9 protein-coding genes and 2 pseudogenes are annotated in these 9,960 nt (G+C 55.6%); 10 read left to right on the top strand and 1 reads right to left on the bottom strand.

Going from position 1 to position 9,960, the window contains the following annotated elements; translation table 11 throughout:
• The 9 genes and pseudogenes from EN742_RS38690 to EN742_RS40010 form a co-directional block, all read left to right on the top strand.
• Positions 1 to 436 (top strand): hypothetical protein (locus tag EN742_RS38690; RefSeq protein ID WP_210214455.1); only part of this gene is annotated, 436 nt, incomplete at its 5' end.
• Positions 405 to 2,879 carry an FAD-dependent oxidoreductase gene (locus EN742_RS12755; protein WP_128332873.1) on the top strand — a complete coding sequence of 825 codons (2,475 nt, stop codon included), beginning with the start codon at positions 405 to 407 and terminating at the stop codon, positions 2,877 to 2,879. The genes EN742_RS38690 and EN742_RS12755, both read left to right, overlap by 32 nt.
• A gap of 24 nt (positions 2,880 to 2,903) precedes the next feature.
• Positions 2,904 to 3,266 (top strand): annotated as a pseudogene (locus tag EN742_RS12750) (FAD-binding protein); the annotation flags it as partial.
• Between the two features lie 97 nt (positions 3,267 to 3,363).
• Positions 3,364 to 3,987, top strand: a complete 624-nt coding sequence (locus EN742_RS12745; RefSeq protein WP_245492305.1) for a formyltetrahydrofolate deformylase — start codon at positions 3,364 to 3,366, stop codon at positions 3,985 to 3,987.
• A 535-nt stretch (positions 3,988 to 4,522) separates the two neighbouring features.
• A complete protein-coding gene (locus tag EN742_RS12740; protein ID WP_128332872.1) occupies positions 4,523 to 5,584 on the top strand; it encodes an ABC transporter substrate-binding protein in 1,062 nt (353 codons plus the stop codon).
• 88 nt (positions 5,585 to 5,672) lie between these two features.
• The gene (locus tag EN742_RS12735) at positions 5,673 to 6,497 is read left to right on the top strand and encodes an ABC transporter permease (RefSeq protein WP_210214454.1); all 825 of its coding nucleotides are present in this window, start codon (positions 5,673 to 5,675) and stop codon (positions 6,495 to 6,497) included.
• Between the two features lie 10 nt (positions 6,498 to 6,507).
• Positions 6,508 to 7,320: an ABC transporter permease gene (locus tag EN742_RS12730; protein WP_128332871.1), complete on the top strand. Its 813-nt coding sequence runs from the start codon at positions 6,508 to 6,510 to the stop codon at positions 7,318 to 7,320.
• A 173-nt stretch (positions 7,321 to 7,493) separates the two neighbouring features.
• On the top strand, positions 7,494 to 8,594 hold the full coding sequence (locus EN742_RS12725; RefSeq protein WP_128332870.1) for an ABC transporter ATP-binding protein: 1,101 nt from the start codon (positions 7,494 to 7,496) through the stop codon (positions 8,592 to 8,594).
• A gap of 94 nt (positions 8,595 to 8,688) precedes the next feature.
• A complete protein-coding gene (locus tag EN742_RS40010) occupies positions 8,689 to 8,817 on the top strand; it encodes a hypothetical protein (protein WP_281034957.1) in 129 nt (42 codons plus the stop codon).
• A gap of 315 nt (positions 8,818 to 9,132) precedes the next feature.
• Here EN742_RS40010 and EN742_RS12715 read toward each other — a convergent pair.
• Positions 9,133 to 9,273: pseudogene (locus EN742_RS12715) on the bottom strand (transposase domain-containing protein); the annotation flags it as partial.
• A 293-nt stretch (positions 9,274 to 9,566) separates the two neighbouring features.
• On the opposite strand from EN742_RS12715, the gene EN742_RS12710 reads away from it, so the two are divergent.
• On the top strand, positions 9,567 to 9,947 hold the full coding sequence (locus EN742_RS12710) for a transposase (RefSeq protein WP_210214453.1): 381 nt from the start codon (positions 9,567 to 9,569) through the stop codon (positions 9,945 to 9,947).
• Positions 9,948 to 9,960 lie beyond the last annotated feature (13 nt).

Raw genomic sequence — 9,960 nt, 5'->3', positions numbered from 1 at the left:
CATCCCTATAATCTGCCACGGCTCGTCCTCCTGTGATGAGGATCGGCTCGGCCCGCCCGAGCAACCCTCGGACGCGCAGTGTAGGGCGAGCCACCTCACCGGCATACGGTCTTACGCCGAGAGAATTGGGCCAGCTATTGCGGTGGCAACCCCAACGCGCATTTGTCCTGCGCACGAAGTAACGAATGCGCACAATAAGATCAGCGCGCATCCCAACTCAGCACTTTTTCTGCGGCGCAGGAGGTTATTCTACGAGGGAAAGCGATCACAGGTGATGGTCGTCGGCTTTGCGAAAGCGGTGACACCGAGGCGCAAGCTGATCGATCTAGCGAACCAGCGCCTCGAAGTGGTGATGGCAACCTTTCCGCAGCCAAAGTTGAGTGTAGACAGAGACAAGGATACCCATGATCACGAACTCGCCTCTACGTCCCCGTGAAGTGCCCGTTCGCGCTCATGAGGTCCTCGTCATTGGTGGAGGAATTGCGGGAACGAGCGTGGCATATCATCTTGCCAAGAATGGCAAACGAGATATTGCCGTTCTTGAACGGAACACTCTGACCTCGGGCACTACGTGGCACGCTGCTGGCTTGATTATGCAAACGCGTGGCACTCACTCACTAACTGAGATCGCAAAGTATAACGCAGAACTCTATTCCACCCTGGAGGCCGAGACCGGGCAAGCTACCGGTTTCAAGCGTAACGGCACGCTTGGGGTCGCTAGAACTAGAGAGCGCCTCCACGAAACCTCGCGGAGCGCATCAGTTGCCAAGACTTTTGGCCTTGAGGCTCACATGATTTCGCCGTTCGAGGCGAAGAAGCTATATCCAGCTCTCAACGCGTCAATCATAGAGGGTGCGGTCTTTATCCCTGGAGACGGGCAGACCAACCCAGTCGACACATGCATGGCGCTAGCAGCTGGCGCCAAACAAAATGGTGTAAAGATTCTAGAGAATTGCGAGGTCACGGACCTCTGGAGAGTGGCAGACGGATGTTATCAAGTTCGCACTAACGAAGGGGTAATTGAGGCTGAAGTACTCGTGTTGGCTTGTGGACTCTGGACGAGAGATATTGCAGCAAAATTAGGTGCGCGGATTCCACTCTACGCTGCAGAGCATTTTTATGTGGTGACCGAGGCTATGGAGTTTGCGGAGCCCACGCTGCCTGTGCTGCGCGACACCGACGGCCACGTGTACTTAAAAGAAGACACAGGAAAAGTCCTGGTTGGCGCATTCGAGCCGTGGGGCAAAGCGCTTCCAATGGAAAGGCTTCCGAATAAGACAGCCTTCATTGAGCTGCCGGAGGACTGGGATCACTTTGAATTGCCGATGACAAAGGCGACAGAGATTGTTCCGGAGCTTGGAAATGCTGGGATTGCCAAGTTTTTCAATGGTCCGGAAAGTTTTACCCCGGACCTTCTGTTCATGATTGGTGAAGTTCCTGGGATGAAAAATCTCTTCGTTTCGGCAGGGTATAATTCTGAGGGTATTGAATATGGGCCGGGGGCAGGCCGCGCATTGGCGGAGTGGATTACTGCGGGAGTGCCGCAGATGGATGTCAGTTTCGTCGATGTAGCACGATTTCATCCGTTTCAAATCAACAAGAAATATCTGCATGATCGTACATCCGAAGTGTTGGGTCTTCATTACAAAATGCACTGGCCGGGCCATCAGCCGGAGACCTCGCGGGGCGTTAGGAGGAGCACACTGCACGACCGGTGGGCTAAACTTGGCGCGAGCTTTGGTGAAGGCATGGGCTGGGAGCGCCCGATGTGGTTTGCGGGGCAGGGGGAGCCAACAGAAAACGTTTATTCCTACGAGGAGCCAAACTGGTACAAGTATACAAGCCAGGAATGCAGCGCAGCTCGTAACAGTGCTGTCCTTTTCGATCAGAGTTCATTTGGAAAACATCTGATCCAGGGCCGGGACTCATGTCGATTACTGCAGTGGCTTTGTGCAGGAAATGTAGATGTGCCAGTTGGAAAACTTGTTTACACACACATGCTCAATAGTAACGGAGGGATAGAGACGGACATAACGGTGAATAGACTATCAGAGACGGAATTTCTAATCATTTCGTCCGCGACGGTACATCCACGGGACAAAGCCTGGATGGCAAGGCATATTACAGATGACTGGAATGTCACGCTAACCGACGTCACTTCAGCATACGCTGTGCTGTCGTTGCAAGGACCAGAATCACGGGAGATATTATCCCAAGTTACCGATACTGATTTAACCAATTCGGTATTTCCTTTTGCCTCCAGTCGAGAGATCGACATCGGGTACGCGCGGGTAATCGCGAACAGATTGACATATATCGGAGAGCTTGGTTGGGAGCTTCATATACCGACCGAGATGGCGCAGCACGTCTTTGATTTGCTCTGGGAGACAGGCCGAGCCTATGGCCTCAAGGCTGCAGGGTACCACGCCCTTGAGCATCTTCGATCTGAGCGCGCCTACCGAGAGTACCAGCTGGATCTTACTCCTGTTGATACGTTGCTTGAGGCAGGGCTGGGTTTTACCGTCGATTGGAATAAAAAGTGCGGGTTTATTGGAATGGAAGCCCTGGCGGTTCAAAGGAACTCAATGCCTTTAAAAAAACGGTTGGTATCTTTCAGGCTGCGCGACCCGAGTCCCGTGCTTTTTCACGATGAACTTATCCGCTGTGACGGACAGATCGTCGGCTATGTATCGTCGGGAGTGAGAAGTTTTACAATCGGGACTGCAATTGGAATGGGATACGTAAACCACCCCGCCGGCGTCACAAAGGAGCTGATCGAGAATAGCCGATGGCAGATCGAGATCGCCGGTAGCCTCTACGAAGCCGACGCATCGTTGCGAGCATTTTTCGATCCAAATGGGGATCGCGCTAAGCAATAAGTGGCGGATTCGTCCGAGAAAACGCTCACTTCGGCCCAAGATCATCGTCTCGGGCGGCCGCGCGCTCGGCTCGGCCGAGAAGTTCCAGGAAGTGATCGTGCCCGTGGCCGACAAGCTGGGCGCGGCGATGGCGCCTTCCCGCGCGGCGGTCGACGCTGGCTATGCCCCAACGACTGGCAGGTGGGCCAGACCGGCAAGGTCGTGGCGCCGGAGCTCTACATCGCCGTCGGCATTTCCGGCGCGATCCAGCACTTGGCCGGCATGAAGGACTCGAAGGTCATCGTCGCCATCAATAAGGACGAGGAGGCGCCGATCTTCAAGGTCGCGGACTACGGCCTCGTCGGCGATCTCTTCCAGATCATGCCCGAACTCGAAAACGTGCTGTGATCTCCCGATTCGTATCATGGATATCCAGCATCAGCTATTTGGAAACCAGTCTTGAAGCAATATGTGCTAAAAGTCTCGTGCCCGGCGGCACGGGGTATTGTTGCCGCAATCGCGGGCCTTCTCGCTGCTGAGGATTATCGACAGCTCGCAATTCGACGACGTCGATACCGGCAAGTTCTTCATGCGTGTCTCCTTCATCAGCGAGGAGGAGCAGGGCGATAGGCGATTGAAAAGGGTTTCCAGCCGATCGCTGACGAGTTTGGCATGTCATAGGAGCTGCATGACGGCACGCATCGAATGGAGGTTCTACCTAATGGTCTCGAACTTTGGACATTGTCTGAATGACCTCCTCTATCGTTGGCAGATAGGTGCGCTGCCGATCGATGTCGTGGGCGTCGTTTCGAACCACCTAACCTACCAGAAGGTGGTCATGAACCACGACATTCCCTTCCATTACATCAAAGTAATGAAGGAAAACAAACAGCAGGCTGAGGCCGATCTAATGCAGATCATCGAGGACACAGGGGCAGAAGTCATCGTGCTTGCCCGATACATGCAGATCCTTTCGGATGCGCTCTGTCATAAGATGTCCGGCAGGATCATAAACATCCATCATTCCTTCCTGCCATCCTTCAGGGGTGCCAACCCCTACAAGCAGGCCTTCGAGCGGGGCGTGAAGCTGATCGGCGCGAACCGCGCACTACGTTACCGCCGACCTTGACGAGGGTCCGATCATCGAGCAGGACGTCGCTCGCGTCACCGATAGTCAGAGCGCTGAGGACTATGTCTCCGTCGGCCGCGATGTCGAAAAACAAGTGTTGGCCCGCGCGGTACCTGCGCATATCCATCACCGCACCTTTATCAACGGCAACGGAACCGTCGTCTTTCCGGCAAGCCCCGGCTCTTACCGCTGTGAAAGGATGAGGTGAGAGGGCGACGGGGTTAAGGACAAATGGTGGCGTCGGTCAGCACCCCAGTGACACCAGCGACAAAACGCCGGCCGTCTCCGGGGCGAATGCCTCAATGCCTCAATGAAAACATGGATGCCATGCTATCGGACGTCCGAAAGCCCGGACCGGCAGTTCATAGTTTCTTGTCGGGGGAGGAGGAGCGCAGTACTCCTGCGAACCGGGCGGTAAACACAGGGGTTTCATGCGTTTTTGAAGACATTTTTCCAGGAAAGCAGCGACAAGCTAGGGTAAGATTTTGGTCGAGATGCGGAGTAACCGCGCTACTTGGAAAAGGGAGGATAGCACATGAAAACCTTTCCGCGGGAGATATCACGCCGATCTGTGTTACTCGGCATGGGTGGTGCGATTGCAGCGCCGATGGTGATGAGGCCCTTGCGTGCTGCGGCCAGTTCAGGTTCTGTGACTATCGCCACCTGGGGCGGAAGTTATGGGGAAGCCCTAGCTAAACACGTATTAGACCCCTTCACTGCCGCAACCGGCATCAAGGTTAACGTTGCCCCTGCGGACTTCGCAAAAGTCAAGGCTCAGCTGCAGATTGGAAATGTCGAGTGGGACATATACGACAGCTTTGCCTCAGAAGGTGCATTTGGGTCCGCGAGGGGCTTCTGGGAGAAGCTGGATTCTTCTATGTTCGACATGTCAGACTTGGCGGTCCCAGTTGAGCCCGAATTCGCTTTGTGGTATGTCAATACCGCAGGCATTGCATGGGATCCAAAGAGATTCGACTCCGGGAAACATCCCGCTAATTTTGCCGAATTCTTCGACCTGGAGAAATTCCCAGGACGTCGCGCGAGCCGAGCCTCTGCGGAGGGAACTCTGGAGGCGGCACTTCTCGGCGACGGTGTGTTGCCAAAGGACATGTATCCTCTGGATGTCGAGCGGGCTCTAAGGGTACTCTATCGGGTCAAACCGAGTGTTGCGGCGTGGTCTACTTCGGCTCAACAACCAATAACACTCTTGCAGACTGGTGAGGTTGACTTCAGCTTCACGACCATCAATCGCGTCAAAGCGACGAATGAGCCGGGCAGCGGAGCGCCCTTGGCATTTTCCCTGGAGCAGAACACCTTCTACACTGAGTGTTTGGCGATCCTCAAGGGCGCGCCGAACAAAGAAAATGCCATGAAACTCGTCGCATACTTTTTGCGCCCGGAAGTCCAGGCGCGAGTGTTGGAGCCGCTTGGCCTAATGCCAGTATCCAAAAAGGCCGCCCAGATGGGCTCGGCCGAGGCTCGCAAGTGGCTACCCGATTTGCAGAACCCTAATAATCTGCTCACGAGCTCCGCGTACTGGGCAGAGCACAATGAGGCGGTGACAACTAGATTCAAGGAATGGATTCAACAGGGCTGATGTCCTTTGGCTGCTGGTGCGGGTCTTCGACCCGTCCCATATCGACTTGCCGGTCCTAAGTTGCCGGACCACCTCCGGGGGAGGGCAGATGAACGGAACCAGCCGCATGCAGGCGCAGGCTCTATTTATGTCGCCTGCGGTCTTGATCGCTGCAGCAGTTGTAATGCCGCCGCTTTTATACGTATTCTACATGAGCTTAAACGGTGCATCGATGTCGCCGGACGCCTACGGCGAGGTTGTTTCAAGCACATTGTTCCGGCAAACGCTTACAACTACCATTGTTGTGGCTGGCCTTTCGACGATAGTGAGCTTGTTACTTGGGTTCATTGTAGCGTTGCACTTATCTCGCCAGACAGAGCGTCGTAGGAATTTTTTGTTGATTCTTGTTTTGCTTCCATTCTGGACCAGTGTGCTGGTGAAGTGCTTTGCGTTTACGATTATTCTGGGGCGGAACGGAATCATTAACAGTGTTCTTAGTTGGGTCTTTCGGACTGAGATCGATCTACCACTTGTGCTGAATATGGTTGGTCTCCTTGTCGGCATGACTAATTACCTCATTCCGCTGGTCGTCTTGCCCGTGCTTGCTAGCCTTCTCGCAATCGACGGAGCCATTTATCGCGCTGCCTCGATCATGGGAGCCAAGCCTGGGCGCATCTTCTGGACCGTCACACTTCCTCTGAGTTTGCCTGGGATGTTGGCGGGCGCGCTGAGCATCTTTGTGCTGTCGCTAGGAGCCTTTGTTGTGCCGGCGCTGCTAGGCGGCCCACAAGATCAAATGTTGTCGAACCTCGTGGATTTCTACAACCGCCAGGTATTGGATTGGCCAAAAGCTTCTGCGATCAGCGTGGTGCTGCTGGGCCTAGTTTGTGTGTTCGCAGCTCCAATGGCGCTTTTGCGTCGGTTTAGGCTCTAGGAGGTTACTTGTGTCCACCACCGTCAGCGATCGACACGAGCGCAGATACGGACTGATTGGCGCTGGGATGGCGACATGCGTCTATCTGTTTCTCTTGGCTCCGGTTTTGGTCACTATACCCATGGCGTTCGGCTCGGCGAACGCCCTGACCTTCCCACCGGAAAGTTTTTCACTCGAACTGTTTAGGATCTTTATTACGTCTTCTAGCTGGACTGATCCGCTTTTCGAGAGCCTGAAGGTTGCAGTGACCGCGACGGCTGTTGCCATGTTCGCTGGGGTTCCGGCGGGCTATTGGATTGCGCGCCACGAATTCATCGGTCGGGCGCTTGTTGTTAGTGTGATAATGAGCCCCCTTGTTGTACCCACAATTGTAACTGCATTGGGACTTTATCTCTATCTGTCCTACCTACGGGTCAGTGGCACGACGCTGTCGATCGTGGCCGGCCATGTAACGCATACGCTGCCTTTCGTGGTGGTCATGATCGTGGCCGGCGTACAAAAACTGGACCGAAATCTCGAGTTTGGTGCGGAATTGATGGGCGCCAGTCAGATCAGGATGTTTCTGACGGTAGTCTTGCCGCAACTCGTTCCGTCCCTAATAAGCGCTGCTATCTTCTCCTTCCTTCTGTCATTTGACGAAGTCGTAATCTCCTGGTTCCTTGCCGGCCCGAATACGATTACGCTGCCAGTGAGGATGTACAGTGCTCTCGAATGGGAGCTGTCGCCTGTGATTGCCGCAGTGTCTACCTTTTTGACGGCGATTTCTCTGCTGGTTTGCATAATCGCGATCGCTTTGAAGAAATCTACGCCGTTCGATCGGTGACCGTCCCGGTCGGCGATTACAAATTCCAAGAAGAAGGCGAATTCCGCATGGGACTCAACACAGGGAGAAGAAACGCCGTTGAAGAGGACCAGCCATAAACCCAAGCATGTGGGGTACGCTAACGCCGGACGTCTTCGCTTCACCAGTATCGTTCCGGTAGAGGAGTAGTTCGGATGCAGGACTCGACCGTCACTCGCAATCACAGCGCCCGCGCGATTGAGTTGAAGGGAGTATCGAAGACGTATGCGTCGGCGATGGCGCTGCATCCTATTGATCTTGCCGTGGAGAAAGGAGAGTTCCTGACTCTGCTTGGTCCGTCAGGATCTGGCAAGACGACACTGCTCCATATGATCGCGGGTGCGACTGGACCAACGACCGGCACAATCATTTTGGATGGACGCGACATAACGCGGCTGCCGCCGCGGGATAGGGGGATCGGCATGGTGTTTCAGAATTACGCTCTGATGCCACACATGACGGTGTTCGAAAATGTAGCGTATCCTTTGCGAGCGCGCCGCCAACCTGCCGAAACTATTCGAACGAAGGTCCAGGATGCGCTCGAAAGAGTCGGTCTGCGCGGCTTTGAAGATCGTAAACCCCGCCAATTGTCCGGCGGTCAGCAGCAGCGTGTGGGTATAGCGCGCTGCATCGTCTATTCGCCGTCCATCATCATGATGGACGAGCCGCTAGGGGCGCTGGACAAAAACCTTCGTGAGCAAATGCAGGGCGAGATTAAACGCCTTCATGAGGAACTGCGAACCACCATTATATACGTTACTCACGATCAGGAAGAGGCGCTTAATATGTCTGACCGCGTCTGCCTGATGAACATGGGACAGATTGCCCAAGTAGGAACACCGGATGATTTGTACTTCCGGCCGCGCAACCGCTTCGTGGCAGAGTTCATTGGTGACTCCAATATCATCAGTGGCCGAGTGTCCTGCAATGGCCGTCTGATAATCGCGGGAAACCACTCTGTCGCGATTCCAGGTGGCCTGCGGGACGAAGGGGCAGAACTCATGGTTATGGTTCGTCCCGAGAACGTTCAGATATGTGGCATCGATCAGTCCGCCCCGGAAGGAAGCGATGTATTGGCTGGCAAGATCGCTACGTATTCGTTCATTGGGGGGATGACCCGCGTGACCATCAGCGCCGACAATGGCCTAAACATAACGGCTAAGATGGTTTCCGGCCGCGCCGAGACTAGGCCAGAGCCGGGCGCGCGGGTGCGGCTTTCCTGGTCACCATCCGATTTGGTGGTCCTCGGGAATTGAGGCAACGGAATCCTGGCGCGAATTGGCAAAGCCCGTCCCCGAGATCGATCCTAGTATGCCGATCTTGGACTGGGTCGAGTCGGAACAGGCGTGCTTGGACGCGCCGGTCGATGGCAACGAAGAGGCGCAGCTTGCCTTCGGCGACCTGCACCTCGGCGATGTCGATATGGAAATGGCCGATCGGATATGGGTTGTCCCATCCGGTCCGGACCGGAAAAGCTGAGGTTGTCGAAGCTTCAGTGTTCTCGGAGGACCGGATGAACATCCAAAAGAATGCCCGGCTGACGCGTTTTGTCATGAAGTAGCCGCGGATGTTGACGAGCGCTTCAGCGAAGCGGCGGCATCCGTTGTTTTGGCTAGCTAGGTGTGAGCTTTCCGCCGCAAAGCTGAAGTTCAAACGAGCCCGCAAAAAAAGCTCGACTGTCAACATCTGAGGCCCGTGGGGCATTGGTCGCGCTCACGATCGAGTTGACCCTCCCAAAGAGTGAGCCTCGCCAGTGGTGCGCGAGTGGCCATCCTACGAGAGTAACCGCTGTTCTCAGGCCACGGCCTTGAGCGGCATAGGTCTGTAGGCCCAAGGCAGCAGATCGTCGATCTGGCTTTGTGGATGGCCGGCGACGATCCGGGCGATCACGTCAGCGAGGTAGGCGTGAGGCTCGACGCCGTTGAGCTTGCATGTTTATGCCGACCGCCGAACTATGCCGAGTGCCTCTTCCGATCATGGCGGTATGACGCGCTTTGCCCGCCATTTCGACCAAGAACCGGTCGTTCACACTCGGCATAGTTCTCATGCTCAAAGGGTGTTCAGGAACGCAAGAAGCCGGTCGTTTGGTCGTAAGCGGCGTTTCGGGACCACCTTTCGGGAGTGGTCGCGATCTGTGAGGTTGCCGATCCTGTATTAGGATCGGAGATCGGCTTGTGTCTGGACTTGACCTTACGCTTGACCCGGAGCGGCAGCTTCGGCGTTTCGAGGTGATCAACGGTGCCGGCGGTCGGCGTCACTGGTCGGTGAATGACAAGGCGCGGATCATCGCGGAGACGCTGGAGCCGAACGCAATCATTTCCGAGGTCGCCCGTCGGTATGGCCTTAGGCCGCAGCAGGTCTTCGCCTGGCGCCGCGAAGCGCGCAAACAGGCCGCTTCGGTGCAGCAAGATTCTCCTGCCTTTGTGCCGGCAGTTTTGGCGGCGGCGGAACCTGTAGCCAGCCGTTCACCGAAGCAGCGGAAACGGCAAGCCACCCGAGATGCCGGCATGATCGAGCTTGAGATCGACGGCATCGCGATGCGCGTCGGCCGGGGCGCCGATACCAAGACGGTGGCCGCAGTGATCCGCGCGCTCAAGGCGACGTCGTGATCGGGCCGACGGG

It is taken from the genome of Mesorhizobium sp. M4A.F.Ca.ET.020.02.1.1, from assembly GCF_004022645.1.
Lineage (GTDB): Bacteria > Pseudomonadota > Alphaproteobacteria > Rhizobiales > Rhizobiaceae > Mesorhizobium.
This window is presented reverse-complemented; position numbering and strand designations above follow the sequence as displayed.